This window comes from Thermobacillus sp. ZCTH02-B1 (assembly GCF_002159085.1).
In the GTDB taxonomy this organism is placed as follows: Bacteria; Bacillota; Bacilli; order Paenibacillales; family Paenibacillaceae; genus Thermobacillus.
The window spans coordinates 1-26,664 of record NZ_LZRU01000002.1; the positions used below are offsets into that span (position 1 = coordinate 1).

The window sequence follows — 26,664 nt, forward strand, 5'->3', positions numbered from 1 at the left end:
GGCGTCCGCTTCCGTCCATGCCACGGCGACCTGCCCGGCACCGCCGGGCCCTTCATCCGTTCCTCCGGCGCCGACGGCGGCTCCCGCCGCCCCGGCTTTCCCCGGCGCTCCGGCGGCATGCCCGGCGGGCCGCCACTCCAGCACGACCCGCAACCCCCCGAGCGGCGACGGCTCGAGCCGCATCCCGGCGTCCGGCCCGTAACGCAGTCGGAGCCGCTGGTGCACGTTCCGGAGGCCGCAGCCGCTCTCTCCGTCGGCCGGCTCCTCCAGCCGGCCGGCCAGGCGGACGCGCTCCTCCTCGCGCATGCCCTTGCCGTTGTCGTCCACGGTGACCCGCACGACGCCGTCCGCCTCCGCGACCGCAATCCGGATCCGGCCGTCGCCGCCGTTCGCCTCGATGCCGTGCTGCACCGCGTTCTCGGCGAGCGGCTGGATGATGAGCGGCGGCACCCGCAGGTGGCGCAGTCGGGACGGCAGTTCGATCGCGAACGTCAGCTTGCCGCGGCGCAGCTTGAGAATCTCGAGGTAGCTGCCGACGAACTGCAGCTCCTCCTCCAGCGTGACGAAATCCCGTTCCTGCCGCGTCGCGTAGCGGAAATAACTCGACAGGTTCTCCGCCATCGCCACGACCGCCTGGTGGTTTTTCATTTTCGCCATGCTGCTGATGAAAGAGATGCTGTTATGGAAGAAATGCGGGTTGATCTGCGACTGGAGCTGCTTCAGCCGCGCCTCCTGGACGCGCAGTTTCTCGAGATACACGCGATTGAACAGATCCTGGATCTGCTCGACCATCGAGTTGAACCGCCGGAAGACGAAGCTGAACTCGCTCGTGCCGCGCGGCTTCAGCCGCACCGAGTAGTCCTCGAGCTTCAGCCGCTGGAAGCTCGTGACGAGCTGCTTCAGCGGCGCCTGCACCTGGGCATAGAGGACGTAGGCCATGACACAGCCCATCAGCAGCAGGGAGCCGACGGAAATGTAGAACATCAGGTTCGTCCGCGTGATCGGCTGCATGACCTCGTGGAGCGGGAGGTAATCGATCAGATACCACTCCGCGATGTCGGATTTCTGCAGATAGACGAGGTGCGGCTGCCCGTCCAGGTCGACGGTCCGGCTGCCCGTCGCGAGCCCGCCCTCCGCCTCGAGCAGCTCCACCAGCCGGTCCGCCGCCCCCCGGTCCGCCGTGCTGTTGTAAATCGCGCCGACACCGGGCATGTAGTAGAACGGATCGCGGCGGTCGCCGATTTTGAACTGGTCGAGCATGCGGACGAGATTGGAACTGTCGAACTGCACTTCGATGATCAGGTTGGCTTCGTGCAAACGGCCTTCGGCCGCATACGGGGAAATGGTGAACAGCGAGAAAAGGTACCGCCCGTCACGCGCCGGCTCGACAAGCCATCCGGGTTTCAGCCGCCGCATCAGTTCGCCGGGATCGTAGGGCGCCGCGTCTCTGCTCGTCAGCACGCGGCCGAGCACGGGCGAATAGACGTACAGCGTGCTGTTCCAGTTCGAGGAGTTCTCCTGGATGCTCAGCTTTCGCTGGATGCGCTTTATGAGCATGATCTGGTCGAGGCCGAGCGACGCGCCGGGGCGCTCGAAGGTGTGCCGGAGTTCGGTGATGTCGGGGTCATGGATGAGCAGGTTCGGCCACAGCGCGATCGACTGGATCGTCGTGTCCGCCTGATCCTGGAAGAAAGCGAGGCGATTCGCGTTGGAGTTGTTCAGCTCCTCCCGGAGCACGCCGGTGCTGATCCGGTTGGACAGCACGTAGAGGACGACGATCGGCACCAGAAGGGCGAAAAGAATCAGCGCGATCTTTCGGAACAGGTTGTTCTTCGGCATGAGATCCCCCCGCCGTCGTCGCCTGGTCTGCCGTGTTGTCTTCCGGAAGGCGAAAAGAGGCTGCCCGGGCTTCACCGGGGCAACCTCCCGCTTATCTGTCTTTCTATTCAGATTACACGATTTTTCGACGCTGGCATAGGGCAGAAATGAAAGATTTATGATGCTTTTTCAATTTCCGTCCAGGAGGGCGGCCAGACGGTGCAACGCCCGGGCCGCCTCCGCCCGGCTCGCCGCGCCGTTCGGGTGGAAGCGGCCGTCCGGAAGGCCCCGCATGAGGCCGAGCGCCGTCACCCGGTTCACCGCGTCGCGCGCCCAGGCCGAGATCCGTCCGTCGTCGGCGTAGGCCGTTCCGGCGGTTCCGGGCGCCGCGGCTTCCGGCGATGCATGCATCGCGGCGCGGACGAGCATGACCGCCATCTCTTCGCGCGTGATCGCATCGTTGGGCCGGAACCGGCCGCCGGACCCGCCCAGCGCGATGCCGGCCGCCCGCGCGGCTCGAATCGCGGGGGCATGCCATGCGCCGTCCGGAACGTCGGCGAAAGCCGGAAGGCCGGGATCGTCCGGCAGGTCGAGGAGCCGCGCGAGCATCGCCGTGAACTCGGCTCGCGTGACGCCGCGGTCCGGCTCGAAACGGCCGCCGGCCGCGTCCGTGCCGGTCAGGACCAGCCGTGCGGAGAGCGCCGCGATCGCCCGGTGCGCCGGATGGGTGTCCGGCACGTCGGCATAGCGGCGCGACGCCTCGAACAGCCCGTAGACGCCGGCGCGGAATACCGCCGCCCCCATCCGGCCGTCCGCGTCCCTGCCGCCGGCATACCGCATCGACCCGTCGGACATGAGCCGGTAGATGCCGGTCAGCTCCGGATCGAAGCCGGCCTCCGTCTCCGGACGCAATCCGATCGCCACCGGCGCGGCGAACGTCCCGAGGGTTCGGCTGTTTCCCCGCCCGTCGACATGGGCGAGGCGCAGGTCCACAAGCCGGTTGAAGGCCTTGAGTTCGAGCCCGGTCCGCCGCTCGGCGCGGCTGATCCAGGCATCCGGATCGGCGGGCGGGGCCAGCCGCACCGCCAGATACCCTTCATCCGTCGCGGCCAGAACGGAGACTCCGGCGTGGCCGGGATTCCGCGCCGGGATCCCGGGCTGCGCGTAGCGCCGCGCTTCAGCCGCAGCCCGCGCGGCGTTCCCCGCCTGTTCCGCGGTGGGTGCGCTGTCCTCCTGCTTCGCTTCCTGCGCCCCGTCCCGCGGTTCCTCCCCGCTGTCCGCCAACCCGGCAAGCTGCGCCAGCGTCGCCGCCGGCACCCGCAGGACGAGTCCGCCTCTCCGCACCTCCAGGGGCCGGTCTCCGAGCCGTTCGGGCGCGCCCGTCGGCAGCCGCACCTCCGCCGTGGTCTCCGGCACCTCGACGACGACCGGTCCGTCGCCCGGTTCGGCCAGTTCTTCCTCCGACAGCGTCACGACGTCATGTTCTCCGGCGGCGTCATCGGATTCGCCGTCAACGTTCGCTGCAGGCGATCCGCCGCCCGAACCCGGTCCGGATGGCCCCGTCCCGGGCTGCGGATGCTGCGGCGCCGGGTCGGGCTGCCGGCCGCCCTCATCGTCCGGTTCCTGCGGAGACGGGCCGGGCTGCTGACCGCCCTCATCGCCCGGTTCCTGCGGCGCCGGTTCCATCCGCCCCGTCGTCACCGTGACGGAAGGCCCGCCGTCCGTCCACAGCCCGGCTTCGCCTCCCGCTTCGACCTGGAAGGTGTATGTGGTGCCGGCTTCCAGACCGGTGATCGTGATCTCGTTCGCATCGGCGCCCGCGGTTGCCGCCGGTTTTCCGTCGCGGTAAATCTTGTAGCCGACGGCCGCCTCCGGATTGGCAATGCCGGACCACCGGAGACGGACGAAGTCCGTGCCGACTTCCGCCGCCTCCAATGCGGCGTCCGCGCTCCACACCGGCATCGTCACCTGGCGGAAGAACTCGAAGTCGTCGAACAGGCCCCAGGTTCCGGCCGGCGCTTCGCCTTCGACGCCGACCGTGATCTGCCCGCCCGTGACGGGGATGTTCTCGATGGCGTATGCCTGCCAGTTGTTCCATCCCGTGTTGACGATGTCCGCCGTCAGCCTTCCGCCTCCGTCACCTTCCGCGAACAGCCGCAGCACGCGGTCTCCTCCGCCGCCGGAAGCCCGCACGCGCAGCGTGTACAGGCCGTCGGGCAGGCCCGTGATCGTCTGGCCGGCGGAGAAGGTGAAGTCCGCATCATGCCAATAGTTCAGCGCCCGGGTGCCGCTGTAGGCGTCATTCGCATTGGTGCTCAGCTTGATGGGGCCGGCCGTGCTCCATCCGGTCAGGCCGTCTTCGAATCCGCCGTTGATGACGAGATTCCGGTACGCCGTCACCGTGACGCTGATCGAGACTTCAAGCTCCGGTCCCGTCGTCCGACCGGTCAGGCGGAACGATCCGATCCGGCTGAGCCGGTCCTCGTCGAGCGCCGGCCATTCGACCGGCACGTCCTCGATGCTGCCCTCGTTGTACAGCACCCGCACCCGGTCCGGCAGCCGGGCGGCCGCTTCCTGCTGTGATTCGAGCGCCGGGATCGTGACACCGCCGGGCTCCAGCGCGCGCAGCGGCGTCTTCGCCGGAAGATTCGCCGGATCGAACCGGAACGCGTCCAGCGAAGGCAGCGCGTTGCCCTGGAAGTCGAACATCGCCTGGTTGTCCCACGCGTTGCCCTCCTTCGACTTCCAGCCCGCCCGGAAGTCGCCGTTTGCATCGCGCGGCACGGGAATCCAGGCCGGCTCCCAGTAGAACACGCCATTGCCCAAGCCGCCGGCCGTATGCGCGACCAGGTTCATCATCAGGGTGAGCATGTCCTTCTGCCCCTCGGGCGTCGCGGGGAACCCGTTCTTCTCCGCTTCGGCCGCACCGGCGATGTTCGGCCAGCCGTCGCCGTCTTCGAGCGTGTGCGGATGCGCCGTCTCGACGACGATCAGCTCCTTGCCGTACCGTACGGCCAGGTCGTTCAGATTGTCCTTGAGCTGCTGGTAAGTGCCGTGCCAGTACGGATAGAACGACAGGCCGATTGCATCGAAATCGTTCGTATACGCGGTCAGCGAATCGAAGAAGCTGCGGAACTTCGCGTTGTCGCCGCCTTCCGCGAGATGGATCACGATCTTCGTGTCGTGCCCCGGCGGGGTCGTATCCCGGACCGCCCGGATGCCGGCGCCGATCAGATCGGCCAGCCGGTCGAAGCTGCCCGTCGAGCCGACGGGAAGCAGCATGCCGTTGTTGATTTCGTTGCCGACCTGCACGAGGTCGGGATAGGCGCCCTCGTCCCTGAGCGCGTTCAGCACGTCGGCCGTGTAGTCGTATACCGCCTGTCTCAGGCCTGCGAAGTCGAGACCTTGCCAGGCCGCCGGAATCTCCTGTTTGCCGGGGTCCGCCCAGAAGTCGGAATAGTGGAAATCGAGGAGCAGGTGCAAGCCGGCTCTTTTCACCCGCTTGGCCATCCCGATCGTGTGCGCCTTGTCGTTGTAACCGTCCGCAAGAACCGGATTGTGCCAGATCCGCAGACGGATCGCGTTGACGCCCCGGTCCTTCAGGATGTCGAGCAGATCGCGCTCCACGCCGCCGTCATAATATTTTCCGCCCGCGTCCTCGATCGCCTGGAGCGTCGAGATGTCCGCTCCCTTGAAGAACACCGTCTCCGCGGCTTCCCCGTCCGGCGTCGTCACGGTCAGCTCCGGACCGTCCGTCGTCCAGACGCCGCCCGCACCCGCCTCGACCTTGAACCGGTATGTGGTGTTCGGCGCAAGGCGCGCGACGGTATAGGCGGTCACGTCGCCCGGCACCGTCGCATGCAGCCTGCCGTCCAGATAGATGCGGTAATGCGAGACATCCGCCGGATCGCGCACGCCGCTCCACTCCAGCTTCACGCTGCGCGGCATCAGGTCTGACGCCTGCAGCGATCCGGACGCATCCCAGGCCGGTCCGGAGGACGGGGCATCCGCGCGAACGAACTCCACGTCGTCGAAATAGCCCCATTGGCCGGCCGGCGCATCCACCTCGAAGCCGATCACCGCCTGACCGCCCGAGACCTGCACGGTGAGGCTGTAGCGGCGCCATTCGGTCCAGGCCGAAATGTCGATCGGCGTCTCCTCCCGGTTGCCTCCGGATTCGGCAAACAGCGTCAGCCTGGTGGCGCCTGCCATCGAGTCTTCGCCGCCCATCGCCCAGGCCGCGAGCTCGTACGTGCCGTCCTGCAAGCCGGTGAGCGTCTGGGTGAGCCTGAAGGTGAACGGCTCATCCAGCCAGTAGGTGAGCGAATTGCGTCCGCCGTGCACAAAATCGCCCCCTTGGTCGACACTCAGCCTGATGGCCGGCGTATCGCCGTTTTTCAGCGTACCGTCGTAGGTCCAACCGGTCCAGAAGTCGTCGCTGTCTTCAAAGCCCGGATTCTGCGCCAGATTGGGTCCCGCCGCTTCCGCGCGGTGCGGCTTCCATGAAGCGGGCCCCGCAACGCCGAACGCCGTCAGCGCCGCCAGCAGCGCGATGGACAATTGCCGCGCCCGGCGGCCGGTCCCCCCGAATCCGCGGCTGATGGTCATGTCGGCCACCTCCCGTCGAGTCTGGTTCTCCGTGTTACATATGAATTGTATAAATGTCCCGACCGGCGGGAGTAGGCGAGGAAGGCAACATTTCTGCACCTTTTTCAACGAGTTGAAAGCGCATTCCGAAGCGATGCGGCTCCGAAGGCAAACGAAAAAGGCGCGGCATCCATCCGCGCCTTGACACGCGTCCGTTCCTTCCGCTCCGGAGGACTCCGTTCAAATCCACTTCTTCAGGAACACCCTGAGCCCGTTGCGGTGGGCCCAGATCATCAGCGCGATGTTCGTGCACCAGCCCCAGAAGAGCGCGGCGGGGTACGGGCGCTGATGAAGCCATACCGACACGGCCACCATGCCGAGCACGACCATGAAGCTGTCCGCCTCGGACGACGTCGGGCGCCAGCCGTTGAGCGCGCGGCCGACCACCAGCAGCACGGCGAGGATCGCCGCGTAGACGATCGTCACTTCGAACGCCGTGAGCGCGCTCCAGACGCCGAAGGTGACGGCGATCCCCTTGCCGCCCTTGAAGCGGAGGAACGGCGAGAACAGATGGCCGAGCACCGGCGCCGCGGCAATCGGAATGAGCGCGGGATCATCCGGATGGATGAAGCCGGTCCTCAGCGCCGCCGCCACCGGGACGAAACCCTTCATGAAGTCGAGGATGACCGCCAGCATCCCGTACCGATATCCGGCCGCCTGCCACAGGTTGAACGCCCCGGGGTTGCCGTCGCCGACGCTTCTCAGGTCCACGCGCGCGATTTTGCTCAGAAGATGGGCGTACATGACGGAACCGGACAGAAAGCCGGCGATGATCCACAGCCAAAGCGCCATCACGCATCACGCCCGCTTCCCACCTGGATTTGCCTGCCCTTCCAGCTCACGCGGCCGAGCCAGACCGTCTGGTAGAGCGAATACAGCATGACGACGGCGAAGAACAGCGTGGACAGCACATGCAGCACCGGCATGACCGCGCCGAATGTTCCCGCGTGACGCGCCATCCGGTACAGCTGCGCCGCGTACAGGACCAGGCCGACCGCCAGCACCCAGTCCAGCCAGAAGAACATCCCGGTCAGCAGCAGTCCCGCGACCCACAGCGCGCACAGCAGCACCGTCGTCCGGCCCACCGCGGCCAATCCGCGCACCGCGCTTTTCGCGAGTCCCGCGGCGGCGTCGCGCGCTCCGCCGGGATACATGCGGCAGGTCACGAGCCCGCCGCCGAGATAGTTCTCCACCGGAATGCCCGCCGCCGCGAAGCGCGCGCCGAGCGCCATGTCTTCGTTGACCTCGGAGCGGACGGCGGCATGGCCGCCGATCTCGAGATAATCCTCCCGCCTCGCGACGATGCAGGGGCCGTACATGCCCCGGTTCGGCTTTCCCGCCTCGTAAGGCGACAGGAAGACGAAAATGCCGAGCAGATTGACCACGAGCGCCAGCTTCTCTCCGAACGTCGGCACGATGTAATACGGGACGACGGAAATGGCGCCGCCCGCCCGTTCCCGCGCGTACGCAAGCGCTTCCAGCCCCTTGGGTGCGAGCCTCACGTCGGCGTCGAGGAAGACGACGATGTCCCCTGTCGTATGGCGGAAACCGTCCCAGAGCGCCCACGTCTTCCCCGTCCAACCCGGCGGCAGTTCATCGTGACGGATCACCCTGGCGCCGTATCGCGCCGCGATCTCACCGGTTCCGTCCCCGGAGCCGTCGTCAACCACCACCACCTCGGCGGGCTGCAGCGTCTGGACTTGCAGGGATGCGAGAAGATCCGGCAGATTCTCCGCCTCGTTGCGGGCCGGAATGATCACCGACACCTTCTTCGGCGGCTCACCCTGCGGGCTTTCTGGAGGTTCCTGGAGAAAGTTCCTGTCGAACAGCCGCGTGCCTGCCCAAAGACCGGCCGTAAGCAATGCTCCGATCGCAACCTCAACCATCCAGGTCTCCATCTGTCCACCGTCCCATCTCAGGTTGATCCGGCGTCTGCCGCCGCGAGCCTCAGAACGGAACCACGATGGATGCAAGATCACGATGCACGATGGATGAACGATCACGATGGATGAAGGATTAATTTAATATTTATTGTATCAAATCCGTTATGGTTCCGGGAGCCTTTTTTCGAAGCGCCGATCGGCAGGCGGTTGCGGGACATTTTTTTCGGTGCTGAACCATTTTTCATGAAAATACATCCATTTATTAGGTTTATGATGCCTATCATATTTTTCATTAAATGTATTTCAACCAAATGTATACCATTTCGTAATAAACAAGAACCCGCATGCAAATCAAAATAAAGAAAGCCCAAATTCCAAATGCCTCGTACCGGCATGGCCCGCAAACAGCCAAAATCCGGGAAATGCCGGCCGGATGGGAGGGACGGGGGAAGAGAACGTCATGCCCGGGCCGGTGAACGGCGGGTAGGCCGGGCGTTCCCGCCTATCCGTCCACCGCCGGTCAAGCCGTTATTCCCGTGACGTGTCGAGGCCGATCATTCCGGTCCGGCCGTCCCAGGTCACGCCGATGCCGAGCGCCTGCGCGATATCGCGGAGCCTGAAATAGTTGTTGCCGCCGATCGTGTACGCCGTCAGCCGGACCTCGCGCCCGTCCACATAGATGGTCGCGCGGGACGGCACGGCGCTTGCGGCCTTCCCGCCTTCCGTCACGCGCAGCTCCCCGCCGACCGGCGTGTACGCGGCGCCCGGGATCAGATGGATGGCCCTCCGCTTGCCGTCCCAGACGACACCGAAGGACTTTCCGGAACCGTCCAGCGCCATCGCGAGATCGCGCAGCTTCAGATAGGTGCTGCCGCCGATCGCGTAGGCGTCGAACGCGACGATCCGGCCGTCGACCGACACGCTGGCGCGGACCGGAACGGCCCGGACCGGCCCGGCTTCCGTACCTGCCTCGTCCCCCCTCGGGGCGTCTTCAAATGCAAAATAAATTTCGAAGAAATGCCACAGCATCTCCCCGCCCGCATCATACGAGAAGATGTCCGCGTGCAGCACCCGGCCGCGGAGCGACGTCTCCCAGGCCAGCCGGCTCACCCGGACCTCCGCCTTGCCGCCTTCGAGCCCGAGCCCCTTCCGTTCGAAGGCGTCACCGTCGTCACCGCCGATTCGAACGTCCAGGGTCCGGGCATCCGGATCCGCCACGAGCACCTCGAACAGGAGCACGTCGCCGCCGCCGGAGGGAGCCCCGAGCAGATGCACTTCGGCTTCGAACGCGGCGCCGTCGGCCGTCACCGTCCGGAATTCGCTTCCCGCATAGCCCGGAAAACGGATCCGGTAGCCCGACCGTTCGTCGGCCAGATAGAACGCGTCCGACCCGTCCGGCTTCCCGGCCGCCGGCTCCGCCGCCAGGGCCGCAGGCAGCGCGAGCACCCCGATCAGCAGCAACACAACCAACCGCTTCATCCGACACCTCTCCATCCGCGCACGCCACGGCGCATGCGCGATCCTTTTCGTCGTTAAATTTTAACACGGTGAATCGTTCACGTCCTCAGATATCCCGGGATTCGTAAATCGCCATCGAGATGAGGAACGAGACGGCCGTCATGGCCGCTGCGCCGGTCAGCACGACGCCCAGCACCGCCTCCGGACTTGCCTTCAGGAGCCAATCCGGGACGGACAGCTTCATCAGGGCGGCGACCAGCACGGCGATGCACGCCACCGCCAGCAGCATGAAGCGGCTTTTCTCCACGCCGAATTTGTAGATGAGCGGGATCATGACCGAGAGGAACAACAAGCCCGCCGCGAAGATGAACCCTCCCACGAGCGCGAGATCCCGCGGGTCGGCCGGCTCCCCTTTCAGCAGGCCGATGACCAGCGCCAGCCCGATGCCGATGACCGTACCCGCCGTGGTGGACGCGATGGACAGCACGTACTTGCCCGCCACGATCTCCCGCCCGGAGACGGGCAGCGTCCGGGCGAACAGTTCCCACTTCGCCTGGTGGTCGTACGCGAAGGACGTGACGGGCAGCATCGCGAACTGCATCGCAATCATGGCCGACACGAAGGCCGGATTGTCGAGGTACCAGGACATCCCCGCCAATATCGCGATGGCCAGCGCGATCAATTTCAGATATCGGCGCAGCGTCAGCAGATCCTTCAGGATGAATCCCGTCATGCTTTCCCACCCCTCGCGTAATACAGCATGATGTCCTCGATGGCCGCGGGATCGATCGTCAAATGCGGATATTTGCGCCGCATGGCCTGCCGGTCCGCAACGAGCATTTCACAACCGAAACCGTACCGCCGCACCCCCACGTAGTCCGCCGCATCCACCCTCGGAAACTCGTCCAGCCCGCATTTCATGATCCCGTATTGCTCGAGCAGTTCGTCCTTCGGACGGCTGAGGATGATCCGGCCTTCATGGATGAACACGATGTAGTCGGCGATTTTCTCGAGATCGGTCGTGATGTGGGTGGAGAACAGGATCGCATGCTCCTCGTCCTGGATGAAGTCGAGGAACACGTCCAGCATCTCGCTCCGCACGACGGGGTCGAGACCGCCGGTCGGCTCGTCCAGGATGAGCAGCTTCGGATGATGGGACAGCGCCGCGGCGATGACGAGCTTCATGCGCATGCCCCTGGAGAGATCCTTGATCCGCTTGTCCGCGGGCAAACCGAACCGGTCCAGAAAACGCCGGAACAGCGCGTCGTCCCAGCGGGTGTACAGGCGGCGCATCACGAGGGCGACATCCTTCGCGGCGAATGCTTCATGGAAGAAGCTGTCCTCCGTCACCACGGCCATGTCCTGTTTGAGCGCCTTGCCGTGCCGCGCGAAGTCCCGGCCGAAAATCTCGACCTTCCCGCCGTCCGGGCGGATCGCCCCGACAATCGCCTTGATCGTCGTCGTTTTGCCCGCGCCGTTCCCGCCGATGAAGCCGACGATGCTCCCCTTCGGCACTTCCAGGCTGACGTCCTTCAGCTCGAAACCGGGGTAGCGTTTGCGCAATCCTTCCGCTCTGATCGCCGTCATCACGATTCCTCCTCGTACAGCAGCTTCAAGATTTCCGTCAGTTCATCCAGCGTGATGCCGCTCCGCTTCGCGATGTCGACGGCCTCCGCCAGCCGGACCTCCGCCGCCTTGAGCTGCTCCTCGCGAATCAGCGCAAGGTTCCGCTCGGCCACGAAGCTCCCCTTGCCCGGAACCGTCTCGATGAACCCGTCGCGCTCCAGGTCCTCGTACGCCCGCTTCGTCGTGATGACGCTCACCCGGAGCTCCTTCGCCAGGTGGCGGATCGACGGGAGCGGCTCTCCCGGCGCCAGCTTGCCGCCCATGATCATCGCCTTGAGCTGCGAGGTGATCTGCTCGTAGATCGGCTTGTCACTGCTGTTGCTGATCAGAATGTCCATCGGCCCACTCCGTACATAACGTGCATACTGTATATATTCGATATATACAGTATTTCATAAAAAGTTTCATTCGTCAATCGCATAATTGTTGACATATCAACCATAAACGCGTATAGTTGACTTATCAACCATTCCCGCGGAGGAGGCGAACAGGATGAACGGCAGCCACGGCGAGCGCAGGGAAAGCGTGGCGAAGTGGATCTCGGTGCTGCATCGCCAGTTCCAGATGTATCTCAACCGGGAGCTGAAACCGTACGGCATTCGCTCGTCGGAGTACATCTATCTCGTGAATTTGTACGAGCGGGACGGCGTCTCCCAGGAGGCGCTGTCACGGAACCTCCACATCAACAAGGCCGCGACGGCGCGGGCGATCGCCCGGCTCGAGAAGCTCGGGCTCGTGCGGCGGACGCGCGACGAGGGAGACGCCCGGGCCTATGTCGTCACGCTGACGGCGGAGGGGCTCAGGCTGAAGGACGTCATTCAGGAGAAACTTCGGCGCTGGAGAGAGACGCTCGAGGAGGGGCTTACCGAGGAGGAGTGCGAGTTCATGCTGCGCGCGATCAAGCGCATGTCGGCCAACGCGCTGGCGCTGGTCGAAGCGGCGAGGGATGACCCCGATAACGAAGGAGGCGCGTTCGATGATGACTGACGGCGGACGGCGTGAGATGCGGAATGCGCGCGAGACGCAGGCGGAAGCGCATGCGGCGGCGGGCGCGGCGCAAGCGGAAACGGGTGCCGGTCGGCAGGCGACAGCAAATGCGGACCGCACGGAAACGCATGCGAATCGGGATGCGGAACGGCGGGAACGGACCGGCATGAAGCTGATGCGGCTCATGATGATCGCGGCGGCGCTCTCGTTCATGAGCGTGCACCTGTTCAACATCGTCGTGCCGGAGATCAGCCGGCAGTTCGGGATCACGCTGGCGCAGGCGAGCTGGCTGTCCTCCGGGTACACGCTGATTTACGGTTTCGGCACCGTCGTCTGGGGCAAGCTCGCGGACCGTTACCGGCTCCGGCCGATCATCACGGCCGGGCTGCTCGTCTTCACGGCCGGCTCCCTGGCCGGTCTCCTGTCGCAGTCGTTCTGGACGGCGCTTGCCGGAAGGCTGCTGCAGGCGGCCGGCGCATCCGTCGTACCGGCAATGGCGATGATGCTGCCGATCCGGTATTTCGCCCCGGAGCGGCGCGGCTCGGCGATCAGCATGACCGCGGTCGGTCTCGCGATCGGCGGCGTGCTCGGCCCGGTCGTCGCGTCATTGCTGCTCTCCATCGCGGACTGGCGGTGGCTGTTCGTGCCGTCCCTGCTGATGTTGGCGCTGCTGCCGCCGTTTCGCAGGTTTCTGGCCGAAGGCGAACCCGCCGGCAGCGCCGGGTCCGCAAAACCGGACGCCTTCGGCGGCGGGCTGCTGTTTACGGCGACGGCAACGCTGCTGCTCGGGTTAACGTGGTGGAACGCGTGGCTCTTCGCGGCGTTCGCCGCCGCGCTGGGGCTGTTCATCCTTCATATCCGGCGCGCGCGGGAGCCGTTCGTGCGGCCGGACCTGTTCGGGAACCGGTTGTATCGGACCGGGCTCATCATGACGGCGCTGATCACCGCCGCCTCGAACGGCGTGTTCCTGCTCTCGCCGATGCTGCTGTCGGACGTTTACGGCCTCGAATCCCGGTGGATCGGCTTTGCGCTCGTGCCCGCCGCGTTCGCTTCGGCCCTCCTGGGCCGGTTCGGCGGCAGGCTCGCGGACCGGAAGGGCAGCGCCGTCCTCTATGCGGCCGCCGCCGGGTTATTGATCGCCTGCTTCGCGCTGCTGGCGCTGCTCGCGGGGACGCTGCCCGTCCTGGCGATTCCGCTCATCCTTGTGCCCGGCAACGTCGGACAGACGTTCATGCAGGTCGCGATCACGAATTCCGTCTCGCGCACGTTGCCGAAGGCGGAGGCCGGCGTCGGCATGGGGTTGTTCTCGATGACGAATTTCCTGTCAACCTCGGCGGCGGCCGGCCTGTACGGCGCCGCCGTCGAAGCGGGCAGAAGCGGCGTCCTGCCCGGATGGCCCGGGCAGGCGCCGGACATCGGGGCTTTCGGTCTGATCTATGCGGCGCTGGCCGCGCTGCATCTTGCGCTGCTCGCGGTCTACCGGCTCCGCTTCGGCGCCGGCGCCGCGCATGACGAAAGGGGGGAGTCCAGGATGACGGAGGGCATCGGACGGCCGGACTGGTTGGAGGAAGTGAACCGATGGCCCGGCGTGACGACCGCGCCGCACCGGTTCGGCGGCACGGCATTCCTCGTGAACGGCAGGGAGATCGGCCACACCCACGGCTTGAAGCTCGTCGACATTCCGCTTTCCAAAGCGGCGCGCGACGAGGCGATCGCGCGGGGCAAGGCGTCCCCGCACCACATCCATCCGGCTTCGAACTGGGTGACGGTGCGGATCACCGACAGCGCCTCGGCGGCGAACGCGCTCCAATTGCTGAGGCTCAATTACGAACGCCTCCTTGCCGCGCAGAACGGCGGGGCGCAGGATCGCGCGTAGCCCGCCGTCCGTCCATCACGGCCCGGCCTTCGACAGGCCGGGCCTTCCTTCATGACCCGCCCTCCGTTCCCGGCGCGCTTCGTTCCAGCGGAAGCCGCACCGTGAACGCGGCACCCTTGCCCAACCTGCTCTGCACCGTGATCGAACCGCGGTGCAGATCGACGATCTTCTTCGCGATCGCGAGCCCGAGGCCGCTGCCGCCGGCTTCGCGGTTCCGCGACCGGTCGGCCTTGTGGAAACGCTCGAAAATGCGCGGCAGATCCTCCTCCCCGATCCCGACGCCGGTGTCGGAGACGACGACTTCCGCCTGCCCGTCCTTGAGCCGCAGCCGCACGCCGATCGTGCCGCCGCCCGGCGTAAATTTGATGCTGTTGTGCAGGAGATTGGCCCACACCTGGCTCATCAGGTCGGGGTCGGCGACGATCTCGACCGGCTCCAGTTCCACGTCCAGGTCGATCCCCTTCTCCAGCCATTGCGGCTCGCAGGCCAGCACGGCTTCCCGAAGCTGCCGGTCCAGCCGGTACCGCCTCGGCTCGAACGGCGGATGGTCCGACTCGAGGACCGCCAGCTTCAGCAGGTTGTCGCTCAGTCTGGACAGCCGCACGCACTCGGTCTCGATGATGCCGAGATAGCGGTCGCGCTCCTCCTCGCTCAGTCCCCCGCCGCGCAGGGCGCGCGCGAAGCCGGCGATCGACGCGAGCGGAGAGCGGATTTCATGCGAGACGTTCGAGACGAATTCCTGCCGCATCTTCTCCAGGGCGCCGAGACGCGCGGCCATGTCGTTGAACGACCGGGCGAACGCGCCGAACGGCCCCCCCGCTTCCGCCGCCGCATCCAGACTCACGCCGAAATCGCCCCGCGAGAGCCTCCCCATCGCGTCGAGCACGGAACGGAACCTGGCGGTGTGTCCGGGATACGCGTACAGGGCAAGGATCGCCAGCACGCCGCAGAACAGCAGCATGCCCGCCGTGGACGCCGCCAGCAGCCGGAGAAGTTCTGCCATCGATACGCCGTCCCGGCCCTCCGCCCGGGCGATGAGAAAGCCGGCGGCGGCCCAGCAGACGTTCAGGGTCAGGAGGACCGGCAGCGCCAGCCCCAGCGCGTGCAACGCCTTCCGGGCGAGTTTCACTTCGGGCACACCTCCAGCCGGTAGCCGAGCCCGCGGACCGTCGCGATCCGGAAGCCGTGCCGGCCTTCCGGAAACCGTTCGCGCAACCTGCCCACGTGCACATCGACCGTCCGCTCGTTTCCTTCGTAATCGAAGCCCCAGATCTCCTCGATCAGCTGCTCGCGCGTGATCGTTTTGCCCGGATAGCTGGCCAGCTTGAACAGCAGCTCGAATTCCTTGCGCGGAATGGACGTGCTCCTGCCGCCGACGATCACCTCATACGTCTTCGCGTCGAGCGTCACGTCGCCGATCTGCACCGTCCGGGACGCGGCGATCCGGTACCGCCTCAGCAGCGCTTTCACCCTGGCGACCAGTTCGGCAGGTTCGAACGGCTTGACGAGGTAGTCGTCCGCGCCGAGACGGAATCCTTCCAGTTTGTCCCTCGTCTCTCCCTTTGCCGTCAGCATGAGCAGCGGCACGTCGCCATGCTCCCGGAGCTCGCGGCACAGCTCCCATCCGTCCATGTTCGGCATCATGAGGTCGAGGATGACGAGGTCCGCCTTGACCGACCGCAGGACGTCCAGCGCCTCCGAGCCGTCGGCCGCCTCGTGCACCGCGAACCCTTCCTGCCGGAGAAAATGACGGACCAGCTCGCGCATGTGCGGATCGTCGTCGACCACCAAAAGGTTGACCACGTTCGCCACCCCTTCTTCCGGAATCCGATTGTCCGAAGCTTCCGCAGGGACCAGCATACCGCGCCATTGTGAATGGAATATAAACAGGCCAGGCCGAACGGGCGCGGTCGGAACGGAATGGTTCTGTCTCCATGGTCCGGCCGGCCGCCGGAAATGTCAACGCATCCGTTTATATTCAGTTCACACAGCCGCCTTACCTTTAGACCATAACACGCAACGCCGTTGAAAGGAGGAACGGTCATGCGCCATGCATTGCTTGATCCCGCCGCGGACGGCGTCCCGGCCATCGAAGCCCGCGGGCTCGTGAAGGCGTTCGGCGGGCGCCGTGCGGTGGACGGCGTGGACCTCTGCGTCCCGGCCGGCACGATTTTCGGCATCCTCGGACCGAACGGGGCGGGCAAGACGACGACGATCCGGATGCTCGCCACGCTGCTCCGACCGGACGAAGGAACCGCCCGAATCTTCGGGCGCGACGTGGTGAAGGAACCGCACCGGGTGCGCCGGTTGATCGGGGTGACCGGACAATACGCGTCGGTGGACGAGACGCTGACCGCCCGCGAGAACCTGATCATTTTCTCCCGGCTGCTGGGGCTCGGGCGCAGGGAAGCGCGCCGCCGGTCGGAGGAATTGCTGGACCGGTTCGGGCTTGCCGATGCCGCGGACCGGCCGTTGAAACAATTCTCCGGGGGCATGCGGCGCCGGCTCGACCTGGCCGCCAGCCTCATCGTGCAGCCGCCGCTCCTCTTCCTGGACGAGCCGACGACCGGCCTGGACCCGCGCACGCGCGCGCAGCTGTGGGACATGATCCGGGAGCTGGTGAGGACGGGTTCCACCGTGCTCCTGACCACCCAGTATCTCGACGAGGCCGATCAACTGGCCGACCGCATCGCGGTCATCGACCACGGACGGGTGGCCGCGGAAGGCACGGCGGATGAACTGAAGGCGTCGGTCGGCACCTCGACGCTGCAGCTCACGGTCCGGAACGGGCGGGACGTCGCGGAAGCCCGCCGCATCGTGGAACGGACGCTGCGGGTCCGGACCGCCGCGATGCCGGAGTCCGGCACGATCACCGCGCCGCTGGCGGGCGCCGACGATCTGGCCGGGCTGCTGCTCGCCCTGCGGGAGCAAGGCATCGCCGTGGCGGAGATCAGCGTGCGGAAGCCCACCCTGGACGAAGTGTTCCTGGCGATCACGGGCCGGCCGGCGGGAGACCGCACTTCGAACGAACACGATCCGGACCGGGAGCCGGAAAAGGAGGCCGCCGTATGAGTCTTTCCGCAAACCGTGAGACTAGCGGAACCGCACGCCGGTCGGACGGGCCGCAGCCCGGCATCGCCCGGGCGTTGCGCAACTCGCTCACGATGGCCCACCGGGCCCTGCTGAAAGTCCGGCACACGCCCGAGCTGTGGTTCGACGTGACGCTGCAGCCGATCCTGTTCACGCTGATGTTCGCCTACATCTTCGGCGGCGCCATCGCCGGCGACGTGAAGGGCTATCTGCCGATCATCGTGCCCGGCATTCTCGTGCAGACGGTCCTGACCACCTCGATCGTCACCGGCGTCCAGCTGCGCGAAGACATGGAGAAGGGCGTCTTCGACCGGTTCCGGTCGCTGCCGATCGCGCGCATCGCGCCCCTGGCCGGCGCGCTGATGGCGGACGCGATCCGGTACGCGATCGCGTCCGCGCTCACATTCGCCGTCGGATACCTGATCGGCTACCGGCCCGCCGGAGGCTTCGGCCATGTCCTGGCCGCAATGGCCCTTGCCGTCGTCTGCGCCTGGTCCGTGAGCTGGATCTTCGCCTTCTTCGGCGTGGTGGCGCGCACGGCCGCGGGCGTGCAGGGCGCCTCCATGCTCGTGCTGCTGCCGCTCACGATTCTCTCGAACGCCTTCGTGCCGGTGGACACGATGCCGGACTGGCTGCAGCGGTTCGTGAACTTGAACCCGGTCTCGCATCTCGTCGCGGCCGTCCGGGATCTGGCCAACGCCGGAACGTTCAGCCGGGAAATCGCGGTTTCCCTCGCCGGAGCCGCCGTCATCACGGCGGTCTTCGCGCCGCTGGCGGTGCGCGTCTACATGCGTCGCGCATGAGTTTCAAGGGCGGCGCGCGTTCCGTCACGCCGCTGCCCGCCCATTCAAACGGAGGTTCGGGATTTGGATGACGGAACGTTTTCTGCTCTTGTACGGTCTCGAATTCATGCTGATGTTTCTGCTCGCGATCGTCTGGGGATGGACCGGACTCGCGGCGAACGGCCTGAAATACGCCGCGTTCCGGCATTGGCGGCAGGCCGCGCGGATCGGTTGCCGGACGGGGATCGTCCTCGTCCTGGCGTGGTGCGCGGTCCTGGCGGCCGCCTGGCTCGCCCTGGGCTGGGATTTCGTCATGGACCGCGTCCTCGTCATGTTGCCGCTGCTCGCGCTGCCGGCGCTGCCCGTGGTCCGAAGCGCGCTTCCGCTCCTGAACAGGCGGGACGATGCGGAGCAGGACATGGCGCCGGAGTCGGCGGCGCGGGTCGCGGCGGCCATTCATACGATGACCGCGGGATGCTGTCTCACGCTGTGGCTTCTCCTGTTCGACATCCCTTCCATCCCGGACGTGCGGGAAATGACGACGTATTGGGCCGCCCTGGCCGGCGTCGCCGTCCTGCTTCGCCTGTACCACCGGCGGCGCGTCCGGACCATCCGGCTCCGCCGCCAGGGAGTCCGGGCGTTCGCCCGCAGGACGGCCGCATGGACGGTGTCGGCCGCCGTCCTGCTCGCGGCGTGGCATCTGTGGTCGCTGGAACGCAGCAAATTTCCCGCGTCGATGTCCATGATCCATCCGGAGACGTTCGCGTACGGAGGCGGCCGGGCGATTCCGGCGGCGATCCCGGGCCTCCATGATCATCACGCGCACGATGCCGCGGTCCCGGCCGCCGGAAATGCGGTCGTCAGCGTCGCGGATCTGACCGGTCCGCGCGACGGCGAACCCGACAGGCGGTTCACGCTCGTCGCGCAGAAGAGCGAGATCGGGCTGCCCACGGGGCACACGATCGAGGCGTGGACGTTCAACGGCCGCGTGCCGGGTCCGGAGCTCGTCGTGCGCGAAGGGGATCTGGTCGAGGTCGTGCTGATCAACCGGGATATCGAGGCGGGGGTGACGGTCCATTGGCACGGCGTCGACGTGCCGAACGCGGAGGACGGGGTGCCGGGCGTGACCCAGAACGCCGTCATGCCCGGGGAGTCGCATACGTACCGCTTCGTCGTGAATGAAACGGGAAGCCGCTGGTACCATTCGCACCAGACGGCTTCGGTTCAGGTGGCGAGGGGGCTGTTCGGCGCCTTCATCATTCTGCCGAAGGAGGACCGGACCGGCGCGTCGGGTTCCGCCGGCGGAGACGTTCGCGACGAATCCGACGGTTCCGGCGGAGACGGTTCCGCAGGAACCGGCATGTCCGGCGGGAACGTAGGCGGGGATGAAGCGGACATTACGGTGTTTTCCCACGACTGGGAGACGCCGGACGGCATCCGGACGGCGCTGCATCCCGCCGAACCCGGCGGGCGGCGCATCATGCCGCCCGGCACGCACGTGCGGCTGCGGCTCATGAACAGCTCCAGCCTGACGAAGATCTTCGCCCTGCACGGCATTCCCTTCCGCGTGTCCGCGATCGACGGCTGGGACATCCACAAGCCGGATGAAGTGGAAGACACGGGGCTCAAAATCGGCGGCGGAGGCCGGTACGACGTGACGTTCACGATGCCGGACCATCCGGTAACGCTCGCTTTGCACGGAGAAGACATCCCGGCGGATACGGCCGTCGTGTTCAGCCCGGACGGACGGGGATCGGCCGACATCCGGCCGGTTGACGCGATTCTGGACCCGCTGGCGTACGGCGCCCCCGCGCCCGCGCCGTTCAATGACGACACCGCGTTCGACCGGGAATTCCTGATGGTGCTGGACCAGATTTATTTCGGCCATTACAACGGCCGCCCGAACGCGCTCTGGGCGATCAACGGCGAAGTGTTCCCGCGCACGCCGACGTTCGTGGTGAGCGAAGGGGACAGGGTCAAAGTGCGCATCGTCAACCGCTCGCTGGTCTACCATCCCATGCACCTGCACGGGCACCACGTGTTCGTCCTGAAGCGCAACGGCAGGCCGTACGCGGGCAGTCCGCTCCGGCTCGACACGGTGCTCGTCGAACCCGGCGAGACCTGGGAGGTGGCCTTCCGCGCCGACAACCCGGGCATCTGGATGGACCATTGCCACGTGCTGGAGCACGCGGCCCGGGGCATGGCGATGCATCTGGCCTATGCCAACGTCATTACGCCCTATATGGCCGGCGAAGCCACGGGCAACCATCCGGAATGACGGGGATGCGCCCCGGCCACGGCCGCGCTGCCCTTCAGGCGTCGCAGGCTTCCTGATCCGCCGGGCGCATGCCCTGGCGCAGGTAATAGTTGCGGAACTCCGAAGGCGTCAGCCCCATCTCCTTCTTGAACAGGGTGCTGAAGTACCGGGAGTCCTGGTAGCCGACCTTCTCGGCGATCTCGTAGATTTTCACGTTCGCGTCCATCAGCAGCTCGATCGCCTGCTTCAGCCGGTACTGGGTGATGTATTCGACGACGCTGTAGGACGTCTTCGCGCGGAAGATTTTGGTCAGGTAGCTCTCGCTGATCTGCAGATGATCGGCGATGTCCTTCAGCGTGATGTTGTCCCGGTAATGGCTGTGGATGAACCGGATGGCCAGATCGAGATAGCGGTTGTGCGACGCCGCGTCCGGCTGCACGTAACGCTCCACCTGTCCGACGATCGCCTCGGGCCGCTCCGTGAGCGCCCTTCCGATCCGCCGCTTCTCCATGATTTTGCCCGCCGTCTTCCGGACGGTCCGCTGGAACTCCTCGTCGTCGATCGGCTTCAGGATATAACCCTGCACGCCGAGATCGACCGCGCTCTTCGCGTATTCAAACTCGCCGTGGCCGGTGATCAGGATGAATTCGCAGTCCGTCTCGCCGCTCGCCCGCCGGATCATCTCGATCCCGTCGAGCCCGGGCATCTTGATGTCCGTGATCACGAGGTCGGGGCGGACGCGCCGGATCAGCTCCAGCCCGGACAGCCCGTTGTCGGCGTGGCCGATGACCTCGCATCCCCACTCCTCCCAGGGCATCGTGTAGAGCAGGCCGTTGCGCAGCATGATCTCGTCTTCAATGACCACGACTTTCAGCATGCGGTTCCCCTCCCATGCGGGACATGTCTTCCGGCCGGGGCATGACTTCCGGCCAGGGCATGACAACCGTGACGACGGACCCCTTGCCGGGTTCGCTCGCAATCCGGATGCCCCACGATTCGCCGTAATACAGCTGGATCCGTTTGTGCACGTTCAGGATGCCGGTGCTGTGGCCGTTCCGCCCGCTGAATATGCGCCCGATCGTCTCCTGCGTCATGCCGATGCCGTTGTCGATGATCTCGAACACCAGGTTCCCGCCTTCCCTGTAACCGCTTACGACCAGAAACATCTTGCCGTTCTTGTTCTCGAACCCGTGCACGATCGCGTTCTCGACGAGCGGATGGATCGTGAACCGGGGAATCGTCGCCTCCATGATGTCCGGATCGATGCGGAATTGGAAAAACAGCCGGTCGGAGAAGCGGATTTTCTGGATGTTCAGGTAGCTGTCCACCAGCTCCAGCTCCTCCCGGACGGTCACCTTCTCGCGCTTCACGTGGATGACGCCCCGCAGCAGGCGGCCGAGCTGGGTGACGATCGTATTGATCTGGTCCGTCTCGTTCATTTTGGCGCTCCACTTGATCAGATCCAGCGTGTTGTAGATGAAATGCGGGTTGATCTGAGCCTGAAGCGCTTTCAATTCGGCGACGTGGAAGCGCTGCTGCTCCTCCTTCACGCTCTGCAGCAGCTTCTCGATTTGCTCGGTCATCTGGTTGAAGCCGCTCGCCAGCAGGCCGAACTCGTCGCTGCCCGTTGCGGAGACGCGCACGGAGAAGTCGCCGCGGGAGACCCGCTTCATCCCCTTGACCAGCCCGATGATCGGCGTCGACATCCGCTTCGCCATGCCGTAGGCAAACGCGAGGCAGGCCAGCAGGCTGAGCGCCGCGGCGCTCGCGAACAGGTTCCGGATGTAGCCCGTGCTCGCGCTCACCGCTTCATATGGCGTGAGCCCGATCACCGACAGTCCGGTTTTGGCCGATTCCGCGAAAAAGATCACCCGCTCTCCGCCTTCGTCCCGCCCGATCCGCACCTGCTCCTCGCTCTCCGCGATGATGCGCCGGTACCCGTTCCGGTCCAGCGTCCCCTCGAGCTCCGGATGCGCGGTGTTGAGCACGGTGAACCCGTACCGGTCCAGCACGAGATAGCTCGTCGAGAACGGCATGTCCTCCTTGAGGAGCAGCCGTTCGAGATCGTCGCGGTACACATCGGCGATCACATAGCCGATCGTCTCGCCCCGATCGTTTCCCAGCGTCCGGATCAGGCTGAGCGTCGCGACCCGGCCGCCCGCCGCCTCGTGGCGGTGGGCGTACACCTTCGGCTGCGGGCCGCCCTCATGCGCGATGCGGAAAATGCCCCATCCCGCCTGCCGGACGGGATTGTACACGGCGGGCAGCTCATCGGTGCCGAAGGACAGACGACCCTGCCGGTCCAGCACATAGACGGAGGGCTTGATCGTACGCCCGGCGAGCAGCAGATGGATCCGTTGCTCGATGTCCTCCCGCCGTTCTTCCATCCCGGATGCGATCGCTTCCCGGATGCCTTCGTCTTCGGCGAGCGCGCCGATGATGTCGCCGTACTCCTCCGCCAGCCGGTCGAGACTTTCCGCGCTCGCGCCGACCCGCGCCAGCGCCATGCGGCCGTATTGTTCGAGGAACAGTTCCCGCGAGAATCCGTAGGTGAGCAGCCCGATGAAAAAAAGCGGAAGAACCCCGACCACCACGAGCATCCGCAAGAGTCTGTGATAGAAACTGTTCGACTTCGCCATGACGGTTTCACCCCGCCCCTCTTGCGAAATTCGCGCGCCCGGCGTTCTTCCGCACTTTTTCTATTCTATTGTCGACTGGACAAGCGATACGAGCAAGCTGTGGATTTTCCCATTGCTGCTCAGAACATCCGCCTTGCGATCCCGCGGTCCGATCGCGCGTCCGAGCCAGTCGGTCACCCGGCCGCCCGCTTCCTCCAGGATGATGCATCCGGCGGCGAAGTCCCAGACATGCAGGTCGACTTCGAAGAAGCCGTCCAGCCGCCCGGCGGCCACATGGCACAGATCGAGGGCCGCCGAACCCTTGCGCTTCATGTCCTGGCAGGTGGCGAACACCTTCTCCGCGGCCCGGAACATCACGCGGGCCCGGGCGCGGTTGTACGGCAGGCCGAAGCCGATGATCGTCTGTTCCATCCTGACGGCTTCGGACACGCGGATCGGCCGGCCGTTCAGGAAGGCGCCTCCGCCGCGCGCGGCCGTGTACAGCTCGCCGTCGAACGGATTGTACACGATGCCGAACCGGTCTTCGCCGTCAACATACGCGACGGAGATCGCCACATGGGGATAGCCGTGGATCAGGTTCGTCGTGCCGTCGATCGGATCGACGATCCAGCACGGCTTGCCCGAATCCGGCTCGAAATACGGATTCTCCTCCGACAGGAAGGCGGCCCCGGGCGCCAGCGCGCCGAGCCGTTCCATCAGGCGGTTCTGCACTTCGATATCGATGTTCGTGACGAAGTTCGCGAAACCTTTTTCGTCCACCTTCAGTTTCTTCCGCTCTTCGCGGACATATTCTCCGAGGCCCGTGATCACCCGGACCGCCTGGTCCATCAGCGAATGCACGCGTCTCCACGCTCCCTCTGCCATCACATCAGCACGCTGCGGCCGCCGGACACTTTGTTGAACACGGCCAGCGAGATGACCGTGGCGAACGACAGGATCGAGGCGAGCGCCGCCGCCGTGCCGAAACTGTCCTTGAAAATCTCGTTGAAGATGGCCACCGAGATCGTGCCCGTATTGCCGGCGTACAGGATCAGGGTGGAGCTGAGCTCGTTGATCGTCGACACCCAGCTCAGGATGCCGCCGGAAATGAGCCCCGGAATCATCAGGATCGCCGTCGTCTTGAAGAATGTCTTCATCGGCGGCACGCCGAGGCTGATCGACGCCTCCTCGATGCTCGGATCGATCTGCTGCAGGATCGCCGTGCTGGACCGGAGGACGAACGGCAGCTTGCGGATGATGTAGGAGACGATCAGGATGGCCATCGTACCGGTCAGGAGTAGCGGCGGCCTGTTGAACGCCGTGACGAGCCCGATGCCGATCACCGCGCCCGGAATGACGTACGGGAACATCGCGGCCGCGTCGAGGAACGACGCCATCCTCGACTTCCGTCGCACGATGATGTACGAGAGCAGCAGGCCGAGCAAAATCATGAGCACGATCGCGATGCTCGAGAACAGGAACGTGTTCATGATGTTCTTCGACAGCTTGAATCCGATCTGCCGGTAGCTGTCCAGGCTGAAACCGGCGACGAACAGCGGCCCCCGCGTCTTCAGGAACGAGGTGACGATCACCGTGAACTGCGGCAGCATCGCGGCGAACGCGACGATGAACGCGATCGCGGTCAGGACGAGCCGCCTGCCGAACGGCAGCTTTTGCACCTGCGGCGGCCTCAGGAAGCTCATCCGGTAATTCCGCCGGGACACGTACGCCTTCTGCAGGAACAGGACGACAACCGCGCAGAGCACGATGATCGTGCTGAGGGTGCTCGCGATGATCGCATCGCCGCCGATATCGCTCATGTACTCTTCGTAGACGACGACCGGCAGCACCTTGTAGCCTTCGCCGATCAGGAGCGGCGTGCCGAAATCCGCCATCGACGTCATGAACACGACGAGCGCGGCCGCCGATATCGTCGGCATGATGACCGGGAACGTCACCGTGAGCATCCGCCGGAGCTTGTTCATGCCGAGGCTCTCGGCCGCTTCCTCGAGCGAGCTGTCGATGCTGCCGAGCGCCCCGTGGACGTACAGGTACACGTAGGGGAACAGCTTCAGCGTGAACACGAGCACCATGCCGAAGAACCCGTAGATGGTGGGCATCGTGATGCCGATTTTCTCCATCAGGTTCGTGATGAAGCCGTTCCGCCCGAGCAGGAGGATCCAGGAGTACGCGCCGATGAACGGCGGCGACAGCATCGACAGGATGATCATGACGTTGATCACCGGCTTGCCCCACACGTTGAACCGGCTCGTGATGTAGGCGACCGGAACCCCGAGCAGCACCGCCAGCACCGTCGTCACCGTGGAGACGAGCAGGCTCCGCTTCAGCGTGTTGAAATAGTAGGGCGTGTTGAAAAACTTCTCGTAATTGACCAGCGACACGTCGCCCGTCTTCGGATGGAAGAAGCTCTTCAGGAACAGCGAGGCGAACGGATAGACGAGAAAGATGATGACCAGCGCGGTCAATACGATGACCGTGATCGTCCAGAAAGACGGCGCCCTGAGCTTCAGCCTGTTCATGCCGGCACCCCTTCGCCTTCATCGGGATACAGGTTCATGCGGGCCAGGTCCGGCATGACGCTGACCCGTTGGCCAACCATGCGGATCTGCTGCGTATCCTTCGTGTATTCGTTGACTTCGATCGTCTTGCCGCCGGTCAGCTCGATCTCGTAGTTGATGAAGTCGCCGAGGAACGTCGCCAGCGTGATCGTGCCGGTCAGCTCCCCTTCCCGCGCCTCGGTGAGATGGAGGTGCTCCGGACGAAGTCCGACGATCACCCTTCCCCGCCACACGCCGGGCACCGTCACCGTCTTCGCGTTCTCGATGCGAAGGACGGAGCCGCCGCCGGGGTGCGGCTCCGCGACGCCCGAGAGGAAGTTCGTCGTGCCGATGAATCCCGCGACGAACGGGGTGGCCGGCTTCATGTAGATGTCCTGCGGCGTGCCGATCTGCTCCACCCGCCCCTGATTCATGACCGCGATCCGGTCGGAGACGGCGAGCGCCTCCTCCTGGTCGTGCGTGACGTAGATCGTCGTGATGCCGAGCTCGCGTTGGATTTTCTTGATCGCGTTGCGCATTTCCACGCGGAGCTTCGCGTCCAGGTTCGAGAGCGGCTCGTCCATGAGCAGGATGACGGGCCGGATGACGAGCGCCCGGGCGAGGGCGACCCGCTGCTGCTGGCCGCCCGAGAGCTGGGACGGATCCCGGTCCCGGAACTGGCTGATTTTCATCAGCTCCAGCGCCTCGTTCACGCGGGCTTCCAGCTCCTGCTTCGGCACCTTGCGCGCCTTCAGGCCGTACGCCACGTTCTTGAAAATCGACATGTGCGGAAAGATGGCGTAGTTCTGGAACACCATGCCGATGTTCCGAAGATGCGCGGGCACGTCGTTGATCCGCTTGCCGTCGAACAGGATTTCGCCTTCATCGATCGAGTTGAAACCGGCGATCATGCGGAGCAATGTCGTCTTGCCGCAACCGGACGGACCGAGGATGGTGAAGAACTCCCCCTTCCTGATCGACAGTTGGACGCCCTTCACCGCAGTCGTGTCCCCGTATTTCTTGACGACGTTGTTGATCACCACATGATGGCTCACAGTCTCACA

At 65.5% G+C, this 26,664-nt stretch carries 20 protein-coding genes; 5 read left to right on the top strand and 15 right to left on the bottom strand.

What is annotated here, in order from left to right:
• The 8 genes from A9Z00_RS00625 to A9Z00_RS00660 all read right to left on the bottom strand — a co-directional run.
• A partial coding sequence (locus A9Z00_RS00625; RefSeq protein ID WP_296973248.1) for a sensor histidine kinase occupies window positions 1-1,839 on the bottom strand: 1,839 nt, incomplete at its 3' end.
• A gap of 168 nt (window positions 1,840-2,007) precedes the next feature.
• Complete coding sequence (locus A9Z00_RS00630) at window positions 2,008-6,426, bottom strand: glycosyl hydrolase 53 family protein (RefSeq protein ID WP_296973250.1); 4,419 nt, start codon at window positions 6,424-6,426, stop codon at window positions 2,008-2,010.
• A 219-nt stretch (window positions 6,427-6,645) separates the two neighbouring features.
• Entirely contained in the window at window positions 6,646-7,257 is a 612-nt protein-coding gene (locus A9Z00_RS00635) for a glycerol-3-phosphate acyltransferase (RefSeq protein WP_296973251.1), read from the bottom strand.
• Window positions 7,257-8,363, bottom strand: coding sequence for a glycosyltransferase family 2 protein (locus A9Z00_RS00640; protein ID WP_296973254.1), 1,107 nt, complete (start codon window positions 8,361-8,363; stop codon window positions 7,257-7,259). Before A9Z00_RS00640 ends, A9Z00_RS00635 begins: the two co-directional genes overlap by 1 nt.
• A 513-nt stretch (window positions 8,364-8,876) precedes the next feature.
• Window positions 8,877-9,827, bottom strand: a complete 951-nt coding sequence (locus A9Z00_RS00645; protein WP_296973257.1) for a copper amine oxidase N-terminal domain-containing protein — start codon at window positions 9,825-9,827, stop codon at window positions 8,877-8,879.
• Window positions 9,828-9,912: 85 nt separating this feature from the next.
• Window positions 9,913-10,539, bottom strand: coding sequence for an ABC-2 transporter permease (locus A9Z00_RS00650; RefSeq protein ID WP_296973259.1), 627 nt, complete (start codon window positions 10,537-10,539; stop codon window positions 9,913-9,915).
• Window positions 10,536-11,393 carry an ABC transporter ATP-binding protein gene (locus A9Z00_RS00655; protein ID WP_296973261.1) on the bottom strand — a complete coding sequence of 286 codons (858 nt, stop codon included), beginning with the start codon at window positions 11,391-11,393 and terminating at the stop codon, window positions 10,536-10,538. Before A9Z00_RS00655 ends, A9Z00_RS00650 begins: the two co-directional genes overlap by 4 nt.
• On the bottom strand, window positions 11,393-11,770 hold the full coding sequence (locus A9Z00_RS00660) for a GntR family transcriptional regulator (protein ID WP_296973263.1): 378 nt from the start codon (window positions 11,768-11,770) through the stop codon (window positions 11,393-11,395). The genes A9Z00_RS00655 and A9Z00_RS00660 overlap by 1 nt, the downstream gene beginning before the upstream one ends.
• Window positions 11,771-11,924: 154 nt before the next feature.
• Here A9Z00_RS00660 and A9Z00_RS00665 point away from each other — a divergent pair, with 154 nt between their 5' ends.
• Together A9Z00_RS00665 and A9Z00_RS00670 are read left to right on the top strand one after the other, a co-directional pair.
• Window positions 11,925-12,419: a MarR family winged helix-turn-helix transcriptional regulator gene (locus A9Z00_RS00665; RefSeq protein WP_296973265.1), complete on the top strand. Its 495-nt coding sequence runs from the start codon at window positions 11,925-11,927 to the stop codon at window positions 12,417-12,419.
• Window positions 12,409-14,295 carry an MFS transporter gene (locus A9Z00_RS00670; protein ID WP_296973268.1) on the top strand — a complete coding sequence of 629 codons (1,887 nt, stop codon included), beginning with the start codon at window positions 12,409-12,411 and terminating at the stop codon, window positions 14,293-14,295. Before A9Z00_RS00665 ends, A9Z00_RS00670 begins: the two co-directional genes overlap by 11 nt.
• Window positions 14,296-14,344: 49 nt before the next feature.
• Here A9Z00_RS00670 and A9Z00_RS00675 read toward each other — a convergent pair whose 3' ends face one another.
• Together A9Z00_RS00675 and A9Z00_RS00680 are read right to left on the bottom strand one after the other, a co-directional pair.
• Window positions 14,345-15,424 (bottom strand): sensor histidine kinase, encoded by a 1,080-nt coding sequence (locus A9Z00_RS00675; protein ID WP_296973270.1) that lies wholly within the window; start codon window positions 15,422-15,424, stop codon window positions 14,345-14,347.
• On the bottom strand, window positions 15,421-16,098 hold the full coding sequence (locus tag A9Z00_RS00680; protein WP_296973273.1) for a response regulator transcription factor: 678 nt from the start codon (window positions 16,096-16,098) through the stop codon (window positions 15,421-15,423). Before A9Z00_RS00680 ends, A9Z00_RS00675 begins: the two co-directional genes overlap by 4 nt.
• 240 nt (window positions 16,099-16,338) lie before the next feature.
• Between A9Z00_RS00680 and A9Z00_RS00685 the strand changes: the two genes are divergently transcribed.
• The 3 genes from A9Z00_RS00685 (at window position 16,339) to A9Z00_RS00695 (ending at window position 20,445) form a co-directional block, all read left to right on the top strand.
• Window positions 16,339-17,367, top strand: a complete 1,029-nt coding sequence (locus tag A9Z00_RS00685) for an ATP-binding cassette domain-containing protein (RefSeq protein ID WP_296973276.1) — start codon at window positions 16,339-16,341, stop codon at window positions 17,365-17,367.
• Window positions 17,364-18,188 carry an ABC transporter permease gene (locus A9Z00_RS00690; RefSeq protein WP_296973279.1) on the top strand — a complete coding sequence of 275 codons (825 nt, stop codon included), beginning with the start codon at window positions 17,364-17,366 and terminating at the stop codon, window positions 18,186-18,188. Before A9Z00_RS00685 ends, A9Z00_RS00690 begins: the two co-directional genes overlap by 4 nt.
• A gap of 67 nt (window positions 18,189-18,255) precedes the next feature.
• A complete protein-coding gene (locus tag A9Z00_RS00695) occupies window positions 18,256-20,445 on the top strand; it encodes a multicopper oxidase family protein (protein ID WP_296973281.1) in 2,190 nt (729 codons plus the stop codon).
• A 34-nt stretch (window positions 20,446-20,479) separates the two neighbouring features.
• Here A9Z00_RS00695 and A9Z00_RS00700 read toward each other — a convergent pair whose 3' ends face one another.
• Genes A9Z00_RS00700 through A9Z00_RS00720 form a run of 5 tightly spaced genes read right to left on the bottom strand, consistent with a single transcriptional unit; the run spans window position 20,480 to window position 26,655 of the window.
• Entirely contained in the window at window positions 20,480-21,301 is an 822-nt protein-coding gene (locus A9Z00_RS00700; RefSeq protein ID WP_296973282.1) for a response regulator transcription factor, read from the bottom strand.
• Window positions 21,279-23,063 (bottom strand): cache domain-containing sensor histidine kinase, encoded by a 1,785-nt coding sequence (locus A9Z00_RS00705; RefSeq protein ID WP_296973284.1) that lies wholly within the window; start codon window positions 23,061-23,063, stop codon window positions 21,279-21,281. Before A9Z00_RS00705 ends, A9Z00_RS00700 begins: the two co-directional genes overlap by 23 nt.
• 60 nt (window positions 23,064-23,123) lie before the next feature.
• A complete protein-coding gene (locus A9Z00_RS00710) occupies window positions 23,124-23,903 on the bottom strand; it encodes an inositol monophosphatase family protein (protein WP_296973286.1) in 780 nt (259 codons plus the stop codon).
• Window positions 23,904-23,926: 23 nt separating this feature from the next.
• Complete coding sequence (locus A9Z00_RS00715; RefSeq protein WP_296973288.1) at window positions 23,927-25,582, bottom strand: ABC transporter permease; 1,656 nt, start codon at window positions 25,580-25,582, stop codon at window positions 23,927-23,929.
• A complete protein-coding gene (locus tag A9Z00_RS00720) occupies window positions 25,579-26,655 on the bottom strand; it encodes an ABC transporter ATP-binding protein (RefSeq protein ID WP_296973289.1) in 1,077 nt (358 codons plus the stop codon). Before A9Z00_RS00720 ends, A9Z00_RS00715 begins: the two co-directional genes overlap by 4 nt.
• Window positions 26,656-26,664: the final 9 nt, after the last annotated feature.